Below are 21,684 nucleotides of genomic sequence, written 5' to 3'. Positions count from 1 at the left end.
CAGTGCCATACCCTACTGTCATGCCGTACAGTCTGCCGTAACGCTTAACGTATCGTGCCGGCTTCCAAACCGGATGCCGCGGTTCAACGTGCGTGCCATACCGCTTCGGAGTTACGCCGTGGAGCACCGTACCGCCGTGCCGTGCGCTGCTTTAACGTACCGGCTTCCGATCAGACGGGATTTCCGTTAAATTTGTAACCGACTCCGCGCACGGTAATGATATACCGGGGGTCCGACGGGTTCGGTTCGATTTTTTTGCGGAGATTGCTGATGTGAACGATGAGTGTCCGGGGATCGCCGAAGCTCTCCAGGCTCCAGACCTGCTCGAAAAGCTGCTCAATCCGGTAAACGCGGTTCGGATTTTGCGCCAGCAGGCTGAGCAGATCGAATTCTTTGGCGGACAGGGCGATAGGCCGCTCCTGAACCTTGACGATGTGACTGTGCAGATCAATCTCCAGATCGGGAAATTTCAGCACATGCTGGTCCGCCATATTGCGGGACGGAGAGCACCGGCGTAGCAGCGCTTTCACGCGGGCCACAAGCTGTGCGGGGCTGAACGGCTTCGTGACGTAGTCGTCTCCTCCTATGCTCAGACCGAGAATGATGTCGATGTCTTCGCTCTTCGCAGACAGGAAAATAACCGGGGTGTCGCTTGTTTTCCGCAGTTGGCGGCAGAGTTCTATACCGTCCATGCCGGGAAGCAGAATGTCCAAAAGAATAAGATCGGGACGTTGTTCGGTGACCAGTTGAAGCACATGATCCCCATGATCGGCGGTGACGACCTCGAAGCCTTCGCGCCGTAAATACAGGGAGACGATCTCCAAGATATGGTGATCATCGTCGACAACAAGAATTTTACTTGCCTGCATGAAGAAACCTCCTAGCTGCTGCCCGTGCTTTAAAAAAGGAAAAAAACTCCAAGTGGAACTTGACAAGCCGTTACTTTTTTCCTAACAAAAAAGGTTTATACCCTACATTCTATCCTTTTTTTGCCTAAAATGAAAGGAAAAATCCTTGATTTCGCAAATGACTAGGTATTATGTGTAGGCACTAAGTCCTATTTTTCGAAAATCTTTATTCATAATGACATAGAACGGCATACTTATCAACAGGCTTATGATCATACAGACGCGGACGGGCATCATCATGTATAGTATAGAGGAAACGATTTGATGACTCCTGCTGCACAAGGAAAGGAACGGATCGCCAAGTGAGAGAACCGCAAGAACCGATAATATCCCGAGAGCCGTTTATATCGGCTGTTATCCCTACATATAACCGGCCTTACGTATTGGGCGAGCTGCTGGAGACGCTGGCGGCGCAGAATTACCCGAACATGGAAGTGCTGGTGGTGAACGATGCCGGCGTGTCCGTGGATTTTGTGGCGGAAGCCTATCCGGAGCTGGCTGTCACGATTATTAACCAGCCGGTCAATTTGAAGCATGTGCATGCCCGCAACGAGGCGCTCAGCCGTGCACGCGGGGAGCTGATTTTGCTTTGCGACGACGACGATCTTCTGGCGCCCGGACATATCAGGCGCATGCTTGCCGCCCTCGAAGAGACGGGAGCGGACTTCGCTTATTCCGATGCGGAGCTGTTCGATTACCGGGTGGAAGGACGCACGCGTATCCCCGTCAGCCGGCGGTTGTTCGCATACGGATTCGACCTCGCGGAGATGCGTGCGTTTTCCACGTATGTTCCGTCCGGCACCCTGTACCGCAGGGCGATCCACGATACACTCGGTCCTTACGATCCCGAGGTTCATCATTACTGGGACTGGGATTTTTTCCTTCGGACCGCTAATGTTTATAAAATTACGAGAGTTCCCGTCGCGAGCGTTCTCTACGCTTTCTCGCTGAAAGGGGACAATATTTCGGGAAACCGGCAGGAAGGAAATCCGTACCTCGGCAGACTATGCGCAAAGCACGGTCTGGGCGAACTGCCTTCGGAAAACTTTTTTACCCTGCTGGATAAACCGCATATGCGTCAAAGAGAAGCACCGTCCGCGATTGTATGGGACGGCGAGCCCGTTATCTCGCGTCTGGCGGAACAAGCCGAGTCGGTTTGACTGGAAGCATCCGTGTTATCCCCGGTACGGGACGGATAACCGTGAACGGCACAGAAGCTCACTCAACCAAGCGAAGCATCTTAGAACAGAAGCCTTCTGCAGCCTGCCGGCCGGAAGGCTTTTTGTGGTTCCGGCTTGACGGATGTCTCGGCGGGCGGGAGGGAATCGGGCTACCTGGACCTAAGACCAGGTATAAAAACCGTCGTGAGTCGGTTCTGATTCACCCTCCGGACCGAGTAGAATAGTGACAAGAACAAGGTTAACGGAAAGGGCTGCGGACCATGAAAAAGAACGGACACAAAGTATTGATTCTCTCGGGAAGCTATGGAGACGGGCACAAACAGGCGGCGGAAGCGATCCGCCGCGAGATCGCTCAGAGGTATCCGGGAGCGGAGACGGTCCTGCTCGATTTTATGGAGTGGACGCATCCCTTCATGAATTCCATCGGGCGGTACATGTTTTTGAAAGGACTCCAGACGTTCCCGTCTGCGTACGGATATGTATACAACAAAACGAGAGAAGCGAACTTTTTCTCGTATATACTCAAGCAGTTCAACCGGTTCGGCCTCGGCCGCATGATGAAGCTGCTTCATGAAGTGGAGCCGACGGTGGTCGTTTCCACCTTCCCGCCGGCTGCCGGAGCCATGTCCGCCGTACGGGCTTACGGGCTGTACGACGTGCCTACGGCCACGGTCATTACGGACCATACGGACCACAGCTATTGGGTTTACCCGGAGACCGACAAGTATCTGGTCGGTTCCGACACCGTCCGCGACGGCCTCATCCAGGCGGGCGTGCCCGCAGGGCGCATCGAAGTGACGGGCATTCCGATCCGGCCGGAATTCCAGGGCACCTACGAGAGCGCCCAGACGCGCCGGCAGCTCGGGCTTGATCCCGAACTGCCGACGATCCTGTTCATGGGAGGAGGCTGCGGGATGATGGGCGGCGAGCTGGCGAACAGGCTCGAAGCCTTCGAGGCGCTGCCGGTCCGGACGCAGCTGGTCGTCGTGTGCGGGAACAACGAGAAGCTCCGCGCGCAGATTACGGAGCTGGCGGCTCATTCCCGCCACCGTATTCTCGCTACCGGATACGTGAACAACGTGCACGAGTGGATGGCTGCGGCGGACTTGCTCGTCACGAAGCCGGGAGGGCTTACCATCTCGGAAGCGATGGCCATGAAGCTGCCGATCGTGATCTACAAGTCCCTTCCGGGACAGGAAGAGGATAACGCCCGTTTCCTTCTGCAGGCGGGAATCGCCGTAAAAGCGAAGAACATGAACGACTTGATCGTACAGTTGGGCGTTCTGCTGAGAAGTCCGTCGCTGCTTTATACCATGCGGGAGAATCTGGGCCGGACACGCCGGTCCAACGCATCGGCCGAAGCGGTCCGCATCGTGCTGGAAACCCGCAGCGAACGTCGCTATGCGGCGGCTTTACAAGAAATTTGGTAAAAGCGACAATAATATTTACGCGAACTTCGTATAATAACCCTATTCCATAACAGGAAGCGTGGTTATGCCCATGAACCCCGATGCCAAAATACTCATCCTCTATGCCAGTTACGGAGACGGCCATCTGCAAGTATCCCGGGCACTGCGGCAGAGCTTTGAAAATCAAGGCATCAGCAACGTAGAGCTTGTGGACTTGTTCGCGCAGGCGCATCCCTGGTTCAATTCCTTCACCCGCTTCGTGTATCTAAAAACATCTTCCATCGGCCTGTACGGCCTTAGCTATTACCTGACGCAAGATATGCGGGCGGATGCCCTGCTCTCCAGATGGCTCCACTCCCTGGGAGACCGCAAGCTCCGCCAAATGATCCGCGAACATCAGCCGGCGGCGGTGGTGAACACATTCCCCCTGAAGGGGATGCCCGATACGGGAACGCACTGCGGGGAAACGATTCCGACATTCTCGATCGTGACGGATTACGATCTTCATTCCCGGTGGGTTCACCCGGACGTAAGGCATTATTTCGTTCCTTCGGAAGAGCTGAAAACCCTGCTGGTCGCGAAAGGCGTACCGGCGGATAACATCAAAGTCAGCGGCATCCCGCTGCGGCCCTCGTTTCAAGCCGCGGAAACCGGGAACGCCGCGTCAATAAGCGGAGAGGCCGGCCAGGCGCCTCCCTTTGTGCTTCTGATGGCCGGTGCGTACGGCGTGCTGAAGGGGCTACGCGGTCTATGCGCCAAGCTCCTCAAGGAAATTCCGGACGTGAGAATAGTACTCGTATGCGGCCGCAGCGAACGCCTGAAGCGGTATTTTGAAACGGCTTTCGCGGGACAGGAACGCGTGTGTGTTCACGGTTTTGTGGAGGACATCCACCGGCTGATGGCTGACTCCGCCTGCATGATTACGAAAGCGGGCGGCGTTACCTTGTCAGAGGCGCTTGCCCTGGAAGTACCCGTTGTCGTATACAGGCCCTTTTTGGGCCAGGAGAAAGAAAATGCCGATTATTTCGTGAAAAAGGGCGCGGCGCTGGCCGCTTTTAATCCGGATGAGCTTGTCCGGCAGGTCGGAAGGGTGATCCGCGGCGAATGGCCGCCGGAGTCGGCCCGCGCGTCAGCCCGCAGACTGCATAAAAAAAATGCGGGCCAGACCATTGTCTCGCATATTCTAGAAGAGATCGGGCATCATCCTGCCCGCAGCAGCGAACGAGCGAGGTGAGAACGATGGATGAGAACAAGCAGCGCCGGCTTACCGCCCGATTAATCGGGTACGCACTCATTCTTTTTGTCGTGGAATTCGTCCGGGGCGCTTACCTGCTGTCCTATTTGCCGGTATATGCGGAGAAAATTCTTCATTACCCCGTGACGGTTGTCGGTCTGGCGATTTCCATTCACTATGTAGTCGATATGATTGTAAAAGGGCTGGCGGGGTTTCTTCTCGACCGGTTTCCCGCCCGGGTTATCGTCGGCGGAGGGATGCTCTTCTCTCTGATCGGGCTCATTCTGCTGCAAGGACCGCAGAACGTGTTTATTTTTCTCCTGTCGGCGGCTTTATTCGGGGTCGGAATTTCCCCGATCTGGCTCGTTTGCCTGAGCCGGGTAACGGCCGAACAGCGCGCTTTTCAAATGGGCGTCCTGTATACCGTCTGGCTCACCGGGCTCGGTGCGGGCCCCGTCGTAATAAATTTTGTGCTGGACTACAGCCTGTCCGTCACTTATTTTATCCTGCTCGGCTTGTGGGGGCTGGGCTGCCTGCTTTCTCTGGGAATGGGGGGCAGGGCCGCAGGGACGCGGAAGAAAACCGTCACGTGGAAAGTGCAGGCCGGCGTACTCAAAAAACAGCTCGGCGCTGCGAAACCGCTTCTGCCTCCGATGATGCTGCAGACGCTTGCGGCGGGTCTGCTTGTCCCTGTTCTTCCGGGTTTCGCATCGGGAGTCATGGGCTTGCAGTATGCGGAATACTCCATGGTACTGCTGGCCGGGGGGCTGTGCACGGTCCTTTGTTTAATGCCGATGGGAAAACTATCCGACCGCTTCGGGCTCCGGGGATTTCTCATTATCGGGTTTGCGTTTCTTGCGGCGGCCCTGTATGTGATGACGTTTATAAAAGAATTGGAGCTTGCCCTGCTGACAGCCGCTTTGCTTGGCGTTTCCTATGCCTGCGTGCTGCCGGCCTGGAACGCCCTGATGGCTCTCTACGTTCCCAAAGGGCATCAGGAGATGGGATGGGGGACGCTATCCAGTGTCGAGGGGCTAGGCGCCTTTATAGGCCCGGTTCTCGGGGGCTGGCTGGCCGACCGGTACGGCGAAGTTTTCGTGATTGCGGCAAGCGCGGTTCTGCTGGGAGCCATCGCGCTGTGGTACATACTGGTACCGCTTCAGCCTTCGGGTAAGACAGACGGCAAAGCCGCCGTAAAGGGGGTGACGTACCGTGGTTGAAGGAATTATATGGATGGTCTTTATTTTCTATCTTATCTACACCCTTGTGCCTACCTTCCTGATCCGGCGGCTCGGATACGGCGTGTTCAAAAGCAGAAGCGGCAGCCCGTGCGCCGCGCTGACTTTTGACGACGGCCCCGATCCGCAGTATACGCCGCAGCTTCTGGATCTGCTTGCCCGGAAAGGCACGAGAGCGACTTTTTTCGTGCTGGGCGCCAAGGCGGAGCATTACCCGGATCTGATCCGCCGTATGCACGAGGAAGGGCATCTGGTCGGGCTGCATAACTATATGCACCACTCCAACGCTCTCATGACACCCTGGAAGGTACGCCGCACGCTGGAGCACTCCGCCGACGTGATCGAACGCATTACGGGGATACGCCCGGTTCATTACCGTCCCCCGTGGGGCGTTTTCAACGTGTTCGACTTTCTGCTGATCCGCAAATTCCGTATCGTCTTATGGTCCATGGCCGCTTTTGACTGGCGCAGCAGAGGGGGAACCGACAAGATCAAGCGGAAGCTGATCGGGAAGGTGAAGGACGGCGCCGTCATTCTTCTTCATGACAGCGGAGATACGCTGGGGGCGAATCCGGATGCGCCGGGCTATATGATCGAGGCACTCGCGGATGTGCTGGAGGATGCCCGCAGGCGGGGCATCCGTTTTGCGCGTATTGACGAGCATCTCCCGGGCCGGAGGCTTCCGGACCGGCTCGTCCGCCGCCGCGCGGAGAAGATGACCGTTGTGCCGGCGGTGATTTCGCAGCATGCGCAGACGGTGCAGGAAGCGGCGGTGACTGTGCGGCATCCGACGGCGGCAGGCCAGGCGGGCGCGACCGTGCAGCACGCGCAGACCGCGGAGGAAGCAGCTGTGACTGTGCAGCATCCGACAGCGGCAATCCAGGCGGCTGCAACCGTGCAGTACGCACAGATCGCGCAGGAAGCGTCGGCGTCCGCTCAGCATCCGCAGGGCGCGGACCAGGGGGCCGTGGCTGAGCAAGGCCCGGCGGCTGCGAACAGCCCGCAGGCCGCGGCTGAGGCCGCGAATGCGCCGCTTCCCCGGCCCGCGCAAGAAGCGGCAGCCGCCCACGAAGCGCCGAACAACCCGCCGTCTCCGACACCGGAGAGGCGAGGTCCGGCCCTGCGCGCATGGATGCTGTGGGAGCGGTTGTTCCACCGGCTGTACCGCGTACAGCCCGGAGATCCCGAGCACCGCTTCCTCCACTACCGCATCCGGACGTATCACGGGCAGGAGCTGGCTCTCGACGACGGGGAGATTATCCGCCCCGGCGACAAAGTGGCGGAGCTTCATCTCGACAACGAATGGCTCCGCCAGGCCGGATCGCAAAGCTCCTCCATGATGAAGCTGGCCGTGCAGATGATCCGGGCCATGGGCTATTCCATGCCCAGGCTGGCGCACCGCCTTCTGACGGACCCGGCCCTTGCCGATCTTAAGGGCGTGTACGGAATCTCCATGATCCACCGCGGTACAAAGCAGTTCGGATTTACCGTACTTCCGCTGCATAACCGGTTGTGGCGCTGGACCTCGACGATGTACCTGCGCATTCTGCTGGGAATGCTTCATCCGGGAGGATTCGGACGCCTTCAGGAGAACAAGGACCGGCTCACTCCGCGTATTATCGCGATGTCGGTCCAGCAGATGAAAAGGCGCTACGCCCCCGGTTTGGGAGCGGCGGAGCCAGCCTCCGGCGCCTACTATCCGGAAGAAGCTTACGGCGGGGTTCTTCAAGAGCTTCCGGAAGGAATGGCGGGAAAACGGGGGTAATTCCGAAAGCTAGGGGATTGCCTGCCCGCTTTTGCCCCATCAACTTGATGTAAGCGCCTTTTTCTAGTAATCTGGAGGAATCAACAGGGTGCACGGAAGAGGTGCGGAAGTGAAGAACAGCAGCATAGAAGTGGTCAAGGTGCTGAACAACAATGTGATCATTGCGGCACATCCCGTCCATCGCGAAGTCGTGGTGATCGGCAAGGGCATCGGGTTTAACCGGAAAGCCAAGGATCTCATTCCTTCGGAAGCGGTCGAGAAGCTGTTTATTTTGACCAATGAAAAAGAAAAAGAACAATATCAGCAGCTGATTCCCCAAATCGACGAGAAGCTGATCGAGGTCATGAACGAGGTGATTTTGTATATCTCGGAGCATGCCGGGGCGCCGCTGAATGAACATATTCATATTGCCTTGACGGACCATATCGCGTTTGCGATCAAACGGCTGGAGCAGGGCATCGTGCTGCAGAATCCGTTTTTACTCGAAACCCGTGAGCTTTACCCCCGGGAATACGCCATAGCCGATTATGTCATCAAGACCATTAATAATAAAATGAACGTGCATCTGCCCCCGGCTGAGGTGGGATTCGTTACGCTTCATATTCACGGCGCGATTACGAACCGACCGGTATCGGAGGTCAATGAACATTCCCGCCTCATCGGAGAGCTTATCGGCCTGATCGAGCGGCAGATGCATATTACGATTGACCGCAGCACCATCGCGTATTCGCGGCTTCTGCGCCATCTCCGTTTTGCCATCGAACGGGTAAAGCGGAAAGAAGCGGTCCACGAGCCGGACAAGCTCGGCGAACTGCTTAAGCAGCAGTACCCGGAGATTTACTCCATCGCCTGGACCCTGATGAAAGTTATGCAGCGTCGTCTGCGGCAGCCGGTTTACGAAGCGGAGGCGGTTTATTTGACCATGCACCTGATCCGCCTTATGGAGAAAGACGATTCCCTGGAGAAGGGGAAGCCTGGAGAAGAGCGTTGATTCGAGAATGCCCGCATTCCCGGCAAGATTGCTTTTTTTCGAAATTGTATGATTAAAACGGGCCGGCGCCGCTGCGCAAGGTTCGTTTTTTTGCGTCCATTTTATTTGTAAAACGGTCTTGACCGATCCGGGCGATGGTGATAATATTTGTCTAATCCTATAAGAATAGTATGAAATAAAATGAGCAGGGCTTTTTTGTCCCGCTGATCGGTTCCCTGCCTAAAATGAATATCCATAATTGAAAATTTGAATTTGCTGACTAGTTAACTAGAAGCGCCTGCGATCCGGATGTGAAAAATCGTCCGTTCGGCATGCGCTTTTTTTTTATTTTTGTCCTAAAACGAAGGGGGATCACGATGGGAAAACTGCTGCTTGAAATCGGAAGGCTGAACAAAGCTTTTGAGACGAAGAAGGGGCATGTCCATGCGCTGCACGATATCAATCTGGATATAAAAGAGGGCGAGTTCATCACGGTCATCGGCCCGAGCGGATGCGGAAAAAGCACGCTGCTGAAGATCGTGGCGGGTCTGGATACCGATCACGACGGGAACGTCCGGCTGGAAGGCGAGGAAGTGACGGGGCCGGGTATCGATAAAGGGTTCATTTTTCAGGAACCTCGCCTGTTCCCGTGGCTGACGGTCGAGAAGAATATCGCGGCCGATCTTTCGCTCAAAGACCCGCAGGTACGTGCCAAGGTGGATAATCTGATCGAGCTGGTTAAGCTTCAAGGCTTCGAGAAGTCTTATCCGAGGGAGCTCTCGGGCGGGATGGCCCAGCGTGTATCCATTGCCCGTGCTTTGCTCCGTAATCCGAAAATTTTGCTGCTGGATGAGCCTTTCGGGGCGCTGGATGCTTTTACGCGAGCGCATATGCAGGAGGTGCTGCTGGATATTTGGCAGGCCAACCGGACGACCATGGTGTTCGTCACCCACGATATCGATGAAGCCATTTTCCTGGCGAACCGGGTCGTCATCCTTAAACCGCGCCCGGGCGCGATCCGGAATATCGTTCCTGTGGACCTGCCTTTTCCGAGGAAGAAAACGAGTACGTCGTTTCAGGAAATACGCTACAAAATTTTAAACGAATTCGAAAAGCTGGATGAGCTGGAGCTCGTTGAAAGCGCAGGAATCTGACGAAGGAGGTGCCGCTTGTGAGCAAGCCGTCAAACCCGCTGCCGGGCACAAGCCCGGCCTTATTGGCCGCTGCGGCTGATTCTGTCCCGGCAGAACCAGCGTCTTCCGGCTCATCCAGGAGCCGGCGGCTGGAGTCGTTCTGGCTGGGAGCGATCGTACCGGCGTCCGCGATCATTTTGTGGCAGGTGCTCGGTGACGCGGGCTATATCTCCCGGCTGCTTTTTCCGACTCCCTGGACTATCTTGAAGTCGCTTCGCAGCCTGCTGGAGTCCGGCGCGCTTGCGGAGAATGTGGGCATAAGCATGCTGCGGGCAGCCGCAGGTTTTGCACTCGGAGGCGGACTAGGTCTACTGCTGGGCATGCTGGTCGGCTTTTTCCGCAGAACGGAGAAAGTGCTCGATCCTTCCGTGCAGATGATCCGTATGGTTCCCCATCTGGCGATTGCGCCCCTGTTTATTCTCTGGTTCGGTTTCGGCGAACCTTCGAAAGTGCTGCTGATTGCCAAAGGGGCTTTTTTCCCGCTTTATATCAATACCTTCCTGGGAATAAGGGGCGCAGACAAAAAATTGTTTGAAGTGACGAAAGTGCTGGGTTTCAGCACATACAAACAGCTGGTGCGGCTTATTCTGCCGTCGGCGCTCCCGAACATTTTCCTCGGCATAAGAGTTTCGCTCGGCATCGCCTGGCTCGGGCTGGTCGTGGCCGAACTGATGGGGGCTTCGTCAGGGCTCGGTTATCTGATGTCGGAAGCCCGGCAGTTTAACAAAACCGCGGTGGTTTACGTGGGCATTATCCTGTTTGCCGTGATCGGCAAGGCGGCGGATTCAGGGGTCCGGCTGCTGGAAAGGCGGTTTTTGCAGTGGCAGGACAGCTACGGTGGCAAGTAAAAGGAGGGGACAGCTATGAACGGTGGCGGGGAAGCGCTCCGGCGGCTCACCGGAACACATGAACGGTCCGGAAGTTTGCGCAAATACCGGCAGACGTTCCTGAAAGCGAAGACGGGCGATTTTGCCCTGGGTGCCGTTCTTCCGGTGCTTGTGCTCGTGATGTGGCAGGCGGCAGGCGACTTCGGCTGGATCTCGACGTTTTTTCTGCCGACTCCGCTCATGATCGGCGCCGCATTCAAAGAACTGACCGTGAGCGGCGAGCTGACGGAACATGTGGGAATTTCGCTGTGGCGGGCTTTAACGGGCTTCCTGCTCGGCGGCAGTCTCGGCCTGCTCTTCGGCCTGTTGACCGGGTACTTCCGCAAAGCCGAGCAGCTGCTGGACCCGACGCTGCAGATGATCCGCCTCGTGCCTCATCTGGCGGCGGCTCCGCTCATTATCCTCTGGCTCGGGTTCGGAGAAACGTCCAAAACGCTCATTATCGCAAACGGAGCTTTCTTTCCGCTCTATGTCCACACTTACCTCGGCATCCGGAGTGTGGATAACAAACTGTTCGACGTGGCCAAGGTGCTGCAGTTCAGTCCGCACAAACAGCTGCTCCGGCTGATCATTCCCGCTTCCCTGCCCAACATTCTGCTCGGGCTGCGGCTTTCGCTGGCCGTTTCGTGGCTGGGGCTCGTCGTTGCGGAGCTGATCGGCTCCCAGTCGGGCATCGGATTTTTGATCAACTTCGCGAAGCAGAATTCGGTAACGGAAATTATTTTTGTCGGAGTCATCCTTTTTGCGGTCGTCGGCAAGCTTGTGGATACGTTCGTCAGGCTGCTGGAGACGAAGCTGCTGCAGTGGAGGGACAGTTTTGAAGGCTGAGAAATGAAGTTTGCGCCTGGAACGGGAATGGGAACAGAGACGGATACAGAGATGGATACAGAGACGGATACAAAGACGGAAACGAAAACTTTGCGGAGAAAATTTTCTACATAAAGAGGGGGATTAGCATGACACGTTCGCCATTCATCCAAAAACATACTCATCCTATCGGATTGCTGCTCGTTCTAGTCGCGCTGGTCCTGCTGGCTTCGGCCTGCGGCCGGGCGGAAGCCGATCCTTCCGGAGCAGCCGACCCGGGCGGCAAAGCGCCTTCCGTGCTGCGCATCGGCTATATCGGCGCGAACAAGCTGAATCTTCCGAGCGGTGCCGAAGGCTGGGGATTTTATAAAGGCGGGACTAAGGAGGAACTGAAAAAGCTGGGGATCACGGACGTGCAGTTCGTCGGTTTTCCCAACGGCCCGGACTTGAGCGAATCGCTGATCAGCGGGCGGATCGACATCGGCTCTCTCGGGGACACGCCGGCTATATTGGCCCGTTCCGCAGGGGCGCCGTCCAAAGTCATCACTTTGAATTCCTCCGGGAGCAACGCGTTTATTCTCGGGAAGAAGAACGGCCCCGCAACGCTGGCCGAATTGAAAGGCAAGAAAGTGTCCGTGAAGAAAGGCTCGTACATGCACCGTTATCTGGCGGGACTGCTCAAAGAACAGGGCATTAAAGACGTACAGCTGATTCATCTGCTGGATGAAGATGCGGATGCCGCTCTGGTCAGAGGAGAAGTGGACGCTATAGCCACCACGGAAGTGCGCGGGCTCAAGCTGATTCCCCAAGGCTTTCCCGTTCTGGACGAAGCGGCCAAGGATCATCCCGCTCTCGTAGGCGCGGGGGTAACGGTCGTATCGGAGAGCTATTTGAAGAAGGTGCCGGATATCGCAAAAGTGTGGAACGATCTGAGAATCAAAGCGCTGGACAGTCTGAAAACGCAGGAAGACGCTTATTATGCGTTTGTGGTCGAGAATACCGGAACACCGACGGATTTGGTTAAAAAAACGAGCGCCGTCTCCCGCATTCAAAGAGAGTCATTCACGGACAGCGGTATTGCGGCTTTAAAGGCGACTAAAGATTTTCTTGTCGGGGATAAATTGGCCGATACGGATTTCAACGTCGATGAATGGCTGGTGAAATAAGCCTGCCTCAAAACCGGTCGTCAAAACCGGCATCAAAACGGGTCACAAAACAGATTGCAGCCAAATAAGCGGCAGAACAGGGGGAAGAACCATGAGTCAGAAACAGCCGCTTCAATTAACGGCCGATGTCCTGGTGATCGGCGGCGGACCCGCAGGCGCCTGGGCGGCATGGAGCGCGGCTTCCCGCGGTGCCAGGGTAGTCGTGGCCGACAAGGGCTTTCTCGGTTCCAGCGGGGCGACGGCGCCCGGAGGAACGAATTTGCTTTACCTGCCTCCCGATCCCGTTTTGAGGGAGGAAGCGGTCAGGAAGCGGATGAAGGGAGGCGGCTTCCTGTCCGAACCTTCCTGGATTCACGGCGTGCTCGATCAGGTGTACGAAAGCCTGGAGCTGGTGGAATCCTGGGGGTATCCGTTCCGCAGAGACGAGAACGGAGTTCCCATGAGGGATCACCTGCAGGGGCCGGAGTACATGAAGCTTATGCGCCGGGCCGTGATCAAGGCAGGCGCGCGCATCCTGGACCAGTCTCCGGCCCTGGAGCTTCTCGTCGACGAGCACGGTGTCGGCGGAGCCAGAGGCGTATCCCGGCTCGATGACCGGGATTGGGAAGTGCGGGCAGGCGCCGTCGTGATCGCTACGGGAGGCTGTGCCTTCCTGAGCAAGGGTCTCGGCTGCAACGTCCTGACCGGCGACGGTCTGCTTATGGCCGCCGAGCTGGGCGTGGAGCTCTCCGGCATGGAGTTCAGCCGTCAGTATGCGCCGAGCGCGGCCTTCGCCACGAACACACGCGGACGGCTGCTGAACTGGGCGACCTTCTATGCCGAGGACGGCACGCCTCTGCATTCCGAGGGGCCCCGGCCGCACGATTTTCTGCCGAAGATGCTGAGCAAAGGGCCCGTGTACGCCGTCATGGACAAGGCGGACACCCCGGAGAAGCGGGCGATTCTGCGCAGCTCGCACGCGATTTTCTTCCTGCCGCTTGACCGCGCGGGCATTGATCCGTTCACGCAGCCGTTCCCGCTGACCCTCCGGTACGAGGGAACCGTGCGGGGAACGGGCGGCATCCGGCTCGTCGGCGAAGACTGCTCGACGACCGTGGCCGGGCTCTATGCCGCCGGCGACGCGGCTACCCGGGAGCGGGTCACGGGCGCTCAATCCGGCGGCGGCGCTTTTAACGCCTCGTGGGCGATCTCGTCCGGGACCTGGTCCGGCAGAGCCGCCGCCGCGTATTCGCTTGCGCTGGGCGGCCGGGCAGACCGGCGCAATCTCCGCCCGGCAGGCGGCGCCGGGCTGGCAGGGGCAGCGGGGGCATCCGCGATGACGGATGTGCCCGGGATTGTAAGGGCCGTCCAGCGGGAAGTGTTCCCGCTGGAGATCAACTACTTCCGGAGCGAGCCTGTGCTCCGGGAGTCTCTTCAAAGACTGCACGGACTGTGGCCGCTCGTTCAGGGCGGTATCCCCGGCGGGGATGCGAGGGAGCGGGTCCGTGCCAGGGAAGCGGCCGCCATGACGGCGGCGGCCCGCTGGATTCATACCGCCGGACTGGCGAGGCGGGAAACGCGCGGGATGCACACGCTCGCGGAATACCCGCACAGCGATCCGGCCTACCAGCGCCGTCTGCTCGTGTCGGGGCTGGACGACATCCGCGTCGAGTTCGAGGGCGGCGGGGAAGTCCCGCCCCTGACGGCGGCGGCCCCGGCGGCACATTCCGCGCAGTCCCTGCATGAGCGGCTTCAGCCGGCCGTCGGAGATGCCGTGCGGAAGGAGGTGACGCCGGCATGATCGAGCTGGTCAGTTCCTCCCGCTGCGTAGGCTGCGGCATGTGCGTCAAGGTTTGCCCCACGAACGTGTTCGACGAAGGACCGGACCGGATACCGGTTATCGCCCGGCAGGACGATTGTCAGACCTGTTTTATCTGCGAGGTTTACTGTCCGGTCGACGCGCTTTACGTCTCTCCGTACGGCGACGAGGCGGTCAGCGTCGATGAGCGGTCGCTTGCGGAATCCGGCGTTCTGGGCAGCTGGAGAGAGAAGATCGGCTGGGGACCGGGGCGCGTCAAGCTTGCCAAGCTGGATACGACTCCGTTTATCGACCGTGTTCTCCCGAAGCAGCCCCCACTGGATAAGGAGGAGACGGCGTTTATTCTGACGCCGGATTATCCCCGGAAACCGGCCGGGTAACATCATGCCGCCCGGATGCGCCGAGCTGCCTTAGGAGATCGCCCAGGCTGGGCATTCCGGCCCAAGCGCCTTAAGTGAGTTATCGGACCAACCGCCCCGGCAGGACCGCTTGAACCGGAAGGATTCCCGCTTTTGCTAAGGAGGGTCATCTTCCATAGATGTCTCAAGTAATTGTCTGACAGATATCCGGCAGGTGTTTTAAGGAACGATATCCCTTTTGGAAGGGGCGACGTTCCTTTGCCGGAACGCGCCCACTTCCGTTTTTTAACCGGAGATTTCCCGTTTGGGAGGTCTCCTTTTTAACGAGCCCGGAGTGCGAAAAATGGTATTGTCTGTTGAGATTTGTCATGCTATAATGACGGTGCTTAGGAATTATACAACTGAACAGGCGATATGCGCGTGTGACTGATACGATCAGGCATGAGCAAGAAAGAGAATGAATGGAAATGGTCCGGTTCGGGTTATATTAACCCTTATCCGGCAGCTATCTCCGGCATTCCTTGACTGCTTATGCCTTTTTTGCTGTTTCGGCCTTGCCTGTGGGGTTGAATAATCCATAGACACTATGACCAGATAAAGGAAGTGAAGCACATGTTAAAAGGCGTTTTCGGCGCTCTCCAGCAAGTAGGTAAGGCGCTCATGCTTCCGGTTTCCATTCTTCCTGCCGCGGGTCTCCTGCTGGCGTTCGGTTCGGCCATGCAAAACCCGGACACCATCGAGCTTATGCCTTTCCTCAGCGGAAACGGGTTTCAGGTTGCGGCTCACCTTATGTCGAGTGCGGGCGACATTATTTTCGCCAACCTGGCATTGCTCTTCGCAATCGGGGTAGCGATCGGTCTGGCAGGCGGAGACGGCGTTGCCGGTATCGCAGCCACGATCGGTTACTTGATTATGAACGTGACTATGGGCGTTCTGGCGGGTGTAACCCCTTTCTCGCTGACGCTTAAAGATCCTTCTTACGCGAGCGTGCTCGGTATACCTACCCTGCAAACGGGCGTTTTCGGAGGGATTATTATGGGGGTCATAGCGGCGCTCCTCTACAAGAGGTATCATAAAATCGAACTTCCGTCGTACCTCGGCTTTTTTGCGGGCAAGCGGTTCGTTCCGATCATTACCTCTCTTGCCGCGCTGCTGGCCGGTTTTATCCTGATCTTTATCTGGCCTCCGGTTCAACACGGACTGAGCGCGTTCTCCCGTTCCGTACTTGATGCGAATCCGGTTCTGGCTTCCTTCGTGTTCGGGGTCGGCGTCCGTTCCCTCATTCCGTTCGGTCTGCATCACATCTGGAATGCGCCGTTCTGGTACGAGTTCGGCGAGTACATCGACAAGTCGGGCGTACTGGTACGCGGGGATATGAAAATATTCTTCGCCCAGCTGAAAGACGGCGTGCCGCTTACGGCGGGTACGTTTATGAGCGGTAACTTCCCGTTCATGATGTTCGGTCTGCCGGCCGCGTGTCTGGCCATTTACCATACAGCACGTCCCGAGAACAAAAAGCTGGTAGCCGGTATTATGGGCTCCGCGGCTCTGACGGCATTCCTTACGGGGATTACGGAGCCGATCGAGTTCTCGTTCCTGTTCGTTGCACCGCTTCTCTACGTATTCCATGCCCTGCTGGCGGGTCTTTCCTTCGCGATTATGACGCTGCTGCAGGTTAAGCTCGGCTTTACATTCTCCGGCGGCTCGATCGACTTCCTGCTGCTCGGTGTTCTGCCTAACCGTACGCCGTGGTGGCTCGCGATTCTGGTCGGCCTTGTCTTCGCGGTTATCTACTATGTGGTGTTCCGCTTCGCGATTACCAAGTTCAATTTGAGAACGCCGGGACGCGAAGAAGTTCAAACGGAAGCCGATACGGACGATGCTCCCGTCAGCGGCGCAAGCAATGCCTCGGGTACGGGCGACCTTCCGAGCAGCATTCTGGCAGCACTTGGCGGCGCGCCGAACATTTCCAACCTTGACGCATGTATCACGCGTCTGCGTGTCCAGGTGAAGGACAAGGGCGCCGTGGATAAAGAGCGTCTGAAGAAACTGGGCGCTTCCGGCGTGCTCGAAGTCGGCAACAATGTACAAGCGATTTTCGGAACCCGTTCCGATTCGTTGAAAAATCAGATCCAGGACGTTATGGCGGGCCGCATTCCTTCCACGGCGAGCGTGCCGGTAGTGGAATCTCCCGATACGGGCGGCAGCGAGCTGATGAAGGAAGAAACGATCGTAGCTCCCGCAGACGGTGAACTGATGGATATCACGCTTGTCCCGGACGAAGTCTTTTCGCAGAAAATGACAGGGGACGGATTTGCTATCCTGCCGAAAAACGGAACGATCGTATCTCCGGTAAACGGCAAAATTTTCAACGTATTCCCGAGCAAGCATGCCATCGGCATTCAGTCGGATGCGGGCAAAGAACTGCTGGTTCACATCGGCGTCAACACGGTGAAACTGAAAGGACAAGGCTTTGAGGTGCTTGTCTCCGAAGGAGATATCGTGGAAGCCGGCCAGCCGATCATGAAAGTCGACCTTGATTATGTGAAAGAGCACGCTCCTTCCATTATCTCGCCGGTCATTTTCACGAACTTGCCGGAAGGCACCGAAATTCGCCTGAATAAGCAGGGCGACGTTAAATCCGGCGATAAAAATATTATTACGATCAAGTAAAGAGAAACGGGGGAGAAGAGCGTTGTTTTTCTAACCCCCTCCTTTTCGGTTAAGATAGAGGAAGCAACTAAATTAACGAGTGGAGATGACCAACTATGCAAAAAACATTTAAAGTAACCAGCGATACAGGAATTCACGCACGTCCGGCCACAGCGCTTGTGAACACATCCAACAAATTCAAAGCCGACGTATTCGCCGAAAGCAAAGGCAAGAAAGTAACTATGAAATCCATCCTGGGCGTGCTTTCCCTGGGTCTGGAAGAAAACGACGTCATTACTTTCTCCGCGGAAGGTGAAGACGCAGCGGAAGCGATCGCCGCTTTGGAAGAAATCATGACCAAAGAAGGGCTGGGCGAGCTTAATGGCTAATATCCGTGGCATTGCCGCTTCGGCGGGAATTGCCATCGCCCGGGCGTTCCGTCTGGAACACCCCGACTTGACCGTCATCCGCAAAACCGTGGAGGATACGGAAGCCGAGGTTGCCAAATTCGAGCATGCTCTGGAGAAATCCAGCGCCGAGCTTGAGGCTATCAAGGAACAGACGTTTCGGGAGATGGGAGAAGAGAAAGCGGAGATTTTCGAATCTCACCTGCTTGTGCTCGGTGATCCCGAGCTTGTCGATCCGGTGAAAGCGAAAATCCGCGACGAGAAGGTCAACGCGGAATTTGCGATGAACGAAGTAGCGATGACGTTCGTCGAAATGTTCGAGAACATGAACAGCGATTATCTGAAGGAACGTGCGGCGGATATGCGCGATGTGACGAAGCGGGTGCTCGCTCATCTTCTCGGCGTTAAATTCGTGAGCCCGTCGTCGATCTCCGAGGAGACGGTTGTCGTGGCGGAGGATCTGACTCCGTCGGATACGGCTCAGCTTAACCGCACCTACGTGAAAGGCTTTACGACCAATATCGGCGGACGCACGTCTCATTCCGCGATCATGGCGCGCTCGCTTGAAATCCCGGCTGTCGTCGGGACGAAGAACGTGCTGGATCTTGTCAAAGACGGAGACCTGCTGATCGTGGACGGATTGGACGGCGATATCCTTATCAATCCGGTGCCCGCAGTGGTCGAAGAATACCGCGCGAAGCAGCAGCGCTACGCCGAGCAGCGCGCGGAATGGGCCAAGCTGCGCAACGAGCCGACGGTGACCCCGGACGGTCATCATGTCGAGCTTGCGGCGAACATCGGCACGCCCGCCGACGTGGCCGGCGTGCTGGAGAACGGCGGCGAAGCTGTCGGCCTGTACCGGACGGAGTTCCTGTACATGGGAAGAGATCAGCTTCCGACCGAGGAAGAGCAGTACAAGGCCTACAAGGCAGTCCTTGAGAAGATGGAGGGCAAGCCGGTCGTAGTCCGTACGCTGGATATCGGCGGCGACAAGGAGCTGCCTTATCTGCAGCTTCCGAAGGAGATGAACCCGTTCCTCGGCTTCCGTGCCATCCGCTTGTGTCTGGAACGCGAAGATATTTTCCGCACCCAGCTTCGCGCCCTGCTGCGCGCCAGCGTGCACGGTTCTCTGCGGATCATGTTCCCGATGATCGCTACGCTGGACGAGTTCCGTCAGGCGAAGGCTCTTCTTCTCGAAGAGAAGGAGAAACTGGCGGCGGAGGGAACTCCGGCTTCCGACGAGATTCAGCTCGGTATTATGGTGGAAATCCCGTCGACGGCTGTCATGGCCGACCAGTTTGCCAAAGAAGTGGATTTCTTCAGCATCGGCACTAATGACCTCATTCAATATACGATGGCGGCCGACCGGATGAACGAGCGCGTCTCTTATCTGTATCAGCCTTACAATCCGGCCATTCTGCGCCTCGTTAAGATGGTGATCGACGCGGCTCACCGCGAAGGCAAATGGGCCGGCATGTGCGGAGAGATGGCGGGAGATACGACCGCTATTCCGCTTCTGCTCGGACTCGGTCTCGACGAGTTCAGCATGAGCGCCACTTCCATTCTGCCTGCACGCAGCCAGATTGTGAAGCTCTCTCTGGCGGAGATGCGGCAGCTCGCCGCCCGCGCGATCGAGCTGTCGACGGCCGAGGAAGTCGTGGCGCTCGTAAACGGCCATCAGCCGCAAGCATAAAGGCCCGAAGTTAATCCGGCAGATCGCAAGCTGCCGGAGTTAGCTGGAGTTAAGAACAGGAACACCCCAAAGGAGTCGGAAGGCAGCAGCCTAAGCGAACCGGTGGGGTGTTCTTTTTTTGTCGTGAAAGGAAATTGCACCTTACAAAGCGAATCCCGTTTAAAATAAAACTTTTGCGATGAAAGGGGTCACCAAAGATATGAATACAAAAGAGGTTAAGGAATACGCTCTGTCCAAGCCGGGTGCGGCTGTAGACCGTCCCTTCGACAATGAAACCGATGTGCTGCGGGTAGGAGGGAAAATGTTCGCCCTGCTGCCTTCCGAAGGTGCCGCCCGGGGCGAAGGGACCGTGACGCTGAAATGCCCGCCGGAGGAAGCGGAGCTGCTGCGCATGCAGTATCCCGATGCCGTTAAGCCCGGCTATCATATGAACAAGCGCCACTGGAATACCGTGCTGCTGGACGGAAGCCTGGATCCGCAGGAGATTAGGGATATGGTGGACGTTTCCTATATGCTCGTCCGCGGCAGTTTAAGCAAAAAAATGCAGCAGCATATCCTGCAGTACGGCGGTGCGGATTGGAATGAAAGCTGAAACCTTGGGAAAACTAAGCGAAGCTTAAGCGCCTTTAGGGCCGATAAATAGGCGCCTGCGGCGGGAATTTGCAGACGTCCGCGGGCTTGAAGAGAGGCGCCGCTTGCCGGGTTTTCCATTGCGGAGGAAAACATGAAAAAAAGCTTCGGATAGACTTCCGTAAGGCTTGTCAAGAATACCGATCCCCGTTTTTGACCGTATTTCGGTAAATTCAGTGATCCTAGGCGAATAATATGGTATAATACATGTATTCGATGTTTGTTTGCCGATCGCATTTCCGGAGTCTGCCGCAAACAGACTCCTTTTTCGGGTTAAGGCAAACTTTAGATAAATACAAATAAAAGGGGTGTCGGCCATTGAGTGTGGAAAAATCGACTTTTCAAGGAGAAAAAACAGGCAAACGTACGGCTACTGCGGTAAAGCTTCTGCAAAGAATCGTGTTTATTTCGTTGGGTGCGGCTTTGTTTTCAGTCGGGTTGGAAGTTTTCCTCGTTCCCAATAATATTATCGACGGCGGTATAACCGGTATTTCGATTATGCTGTCCCACTTCTTCCATCTCCCTCTCGGTATTTTCTTGACCCTTTTAAATCTTCCTTTTCTGTTTCTGGGTTACAAACAAATCGGTAAAACGTTCGCCTTCTCGACGTTGTTCGGTGTTATCGCCATGTCAGTCGGCACTTCCTTTCTTCATCCGGTACCGGCTTTCACCATTGATCCGCTGCTGGCGGCCGTTTTCGGCGGGGTTATCCTCGGTGTCGGGATCGGGCTCGTTATCCGTTCGGGAGGTTCCCTTGACGGTACGGAGATCGTAGCTATTCTGATCAACAAAAAGTCACCGTTTTCCGTCGGTGAAATCGTCTTGTTCGTCAACCTGTTCATTCTCGGCAGCGCCGGATTCGTGTTTGGTTGGGATCATGCGATGTATTCCCTGATTGCTTATTACATTGCGATGAAAATGATTGATGTGACGATCGAGGGTCTCGATCAGTCGAAATCCGTATGGATCATCAGTGAAAAATATAAAGAAATCGGCGATGCGCTCACTCAGCGTCTGGGCCGTGGCGTGACTTACCTTCATGGGGAGGGCGCCTATACCGGCGACGACAAGAAGGTGATTTTCACCGTCATTACGCGTCTGGAAGAAGCGAAGCTGAAATCCATCGTCGAAGAATGGGACGAAAACGCGTTTATTGCCGTCGGCAATATTCACGATGTGAAGGGCGGCCAATTCAAGAAGAAGGATATCCACTGATTCTTGGAAGAAGCTTCTCCCTACAAACGCCGAGAAAGGCAAAAAAACCAGCAGCCGGAAGGCTATGCTGGTTTTTTGTGCTGCCGTGGCGTGCTGCCGTGGCGTGCTGCCGTGGCGTGCTGCCGTGGCGTGCTGCCGTGGCGTGCTGCCGTGGCGTGCTGCCGTGGCGTGC

18 protein-coding genes are annotated in these 21,684 nt (G+C 56.6%); 17 read left to right on the top strand and 1 reads right to left on the bottom strand.

All coding sequences use genetic code 11. The features are described from left to right. Positions 1–170 precede the first annotated feature (170 nt). The gene (locus C4S74_RS17265; protein WP_103996543.1) at positions 171–869 is read right to left on the bottom strand and encodes a response regulator transcription factor; all 699 of its coding nucleotides are present in this window, start codon (positions 867–869) and stop codon (positions 171–173) included. A gap of 341 nt (positions 870–1,210) precedes the next feature. Between C4S74_RS17265 and C4S74_RS17260 the strand changes: the two genes are divergently transcribed. The 17 genes from C4S74_RS17260 (at position 1,211) to C4S74_RS17180 (ending at position 21,512) form a co-directional block, all read left to right on the top strand. Further along, a complete protein-coding gene (locus C4S74_RS17260; RefSeq protein WP_103996542.1) occupies positions 1,211–2,068 on the top strand; it encodes a glycosyltransferase family 2 protein in 858 nt (285 codons plus the stop codon). 281 nt (positions 2,069–2,349) lie between these two features. Beyond that, positions 2,350–3,519, top strand: coding sequence for a glycosyltransferase (locus C4S74_RS17255; protein WP_103996541.1), 1,170 nt, complete (start codon positions 2,350–2,352; stop codon positions 3,517–3,519). 64 nt (positions 3,520–3,583) lie between these two features. Continuing rightward, on the top strand, positions 3,584–4,732 hold the full coding sequence (locus C4S74_RS17250) for a glycosyltransferase (protein WP_103996540.1): 1,149 nt from the start codon (positions 3,584–3,586) through the stop codon (positions 4,730–4,732). A gap of 5 nt (positions 4,733–4,737) precedes the next feature. Then, positions 4,738–5,952, top strand: coding sequence for an MFS transporter (locus tag C4S74_RS17245; protein WP_103996539.1), 1,215 nt, complete (start codon positions 4,738–4,740; stop codon positions 5,950–5,952). Then, on the top strand, positions 5,945–7,735 hold the full coding sequence (locus tag C4S74_RS27205; protein ID WP_308458025.1) for a polysaccharide deacetylase family protein: 1,791 nt from the start codon (positions 5,945–5,947) through the stop codon (positions 7,733–7,735). The genes C4S74_RS17245 and C4S74_RS27205 overlap by 8 nt, the downstream gene beginning before the upstream one ends. Before the next feature lie 88 nt (positions 7,736–7,823). Continuing rightward, positions 7,824–8,726, top strand: a complete 903-nt coding sequence (glcT, locus tag C4S74_RS17235) for a glucose PTS transporter transcription antiterminator GlcT (protein ID WP_103996538.1) — start codon at positions 7,824–7,826, stop codon at positions 8,724–8,726. 356 nt (positions 8,727–9,082) lie between these two features. After that, complete coding sequence (locus C4S74_RS17230) at positions 9,083–9,859, top strand: ABC transporter ATP-binding protein (protein WP_103996537.1); 777 nt, start codon at positions 9,083–9,085, stop codon at positions 9,857–9,859. A gap of 17 nt (positions 9,860–9,876) precedes the next feature. Further along, the gene (locus C4S74_RS17225; RefSeq protein ID WP_103996536.1) at positions 9,877–10,746 is read left to right on the top strand and encodes an ABC transporter permease; all 870 of its coding nucleotides are present in this window, start codon (positions 9,877–9,879) and stop codon (positions 10,744–10,746) included. 15 nt (positions 10,747–10,761) lie between these two features. Beyond that, a complete protein-coding gene (locus tag C4S74_RS17220) occupies positions 10,762–11,613 on the top strand; it encodes an ABC transporter permease (RefSeq protein WP_103996535.1) in 852 nt (283 codons plus the stop codon). A 128-nt stretch (positions 11,614–11,741) separates the two neighbouring features. After that, entirely contained in the window at positions 11,742–12,758 is a 1,017-nt protein-coding gene (locus C4S74_RS17215) for an ABC transporter substrate-binding protein (protein WP_103996534.1), read from the top strand. Positions 12,759–12,849: 91 nt separating this feature from the next. Continuing rightward, positions 12,850–14,538 carry an FAD-dependent oxidoreductase gene (locus C4S74_RS17210; RefSeq protein ID WP_103996533.1) on the top strand — a complete coding sequence of 563 codons (1,689 nt, stop codon included), beginning with the start codon at positions 12,850–12,852 and terminating at the stop codon, positions 14,536–14,538. Further along, complete coding sequence (locus tag C4S74_RS17205; protein ID WP_103996532.1) at positions 14,535–14,936, top strand: ferredoxin family protein; 402 nt, start codon at positions 14,535–14,537, stop codon at positions 14,934–14,936. The genes C4S74_RS17210 and C4S74_RS17205 overlap by 4 nt, the downstream gene beginning before the upstream one ends. 591 nt (positions 14,937–15,527) lie before the next feature. Next, on the top strand, positions 15,528–17,588 hold the full coding sequence (ptsG, locus tag C4S74_RS17200) for a glucose-specific PTS transporter subunit IIBC (protein ID WP_103996531.1): 2,061 nt from the start codon (positions 15,528–15,530) through the stop codon (positions 17,586–17,588). Between the two features lie 95 nt (positions 17,589–17,683). Continuing rightward, positions 17,684–17,956: a phosphocarrier protein HPr gene (locus C4S74_RS17195; RefSeq protein WP_103996530.1), complete on the top strand. Its 273-nt coding sequence runs from the start codon at positions 17,684–17,686 to the stop codon at positions 17,954–17,956. Continuing rightward, a complete protein-coding gene (ptsP, locus tag C4S74_RS17190) occupies positions 17,949–19,667 on the top strand; it encodes a phosphoenolpyruvate--protein phosphotransferase (RefSeq protein ID WP_103996529.1) in 1,719 nt (572 codons plus the stop codon). Before C4S74_RS17195 ends, ptsP begins: the two co-directional genes overlap by 8 nt. Positions 19,668–19,866: 199 nt before the next feature. Beyond that, positions 19,867–20,259, top strand: coding sequence for an MmcQ/YjbR family DNA-binding protein (locus C4S74_RS17185; RefSeq protein WP_103996528.1), 393 nt, complete (start codon positions 19,867–19,869; stop codon positions 20,257–20,259). Between the two features lie 362 nt (positions 20,260–20,621). Further along, complete coding sequence (locus C4S74_RS17180; RefSeq protein WP_181024466.1) at positions 20,622–21,512, top strand: YitT family protein; 891 nt, start codon at positions 20,622–20,624, stop codon at positions 21,510–21,512. The last annotated feature ends 172 nt before the right edge of the window (positions 21,513–21,684 follow it).

It is taken from the genome of Paenibacillus sp. UNC499MF (assembly GCF_900107975.1).
GTDB lineage: Bacteria > Bacillota > Bacilli > Paenibacillales > NBRC-103111 > Paenibacillus_F.
The sequence above is the reverse complement of the archived record's forward strand: the minus strand, read 5'-3'. Positions and strand labels throughout refer to the sequence as shown.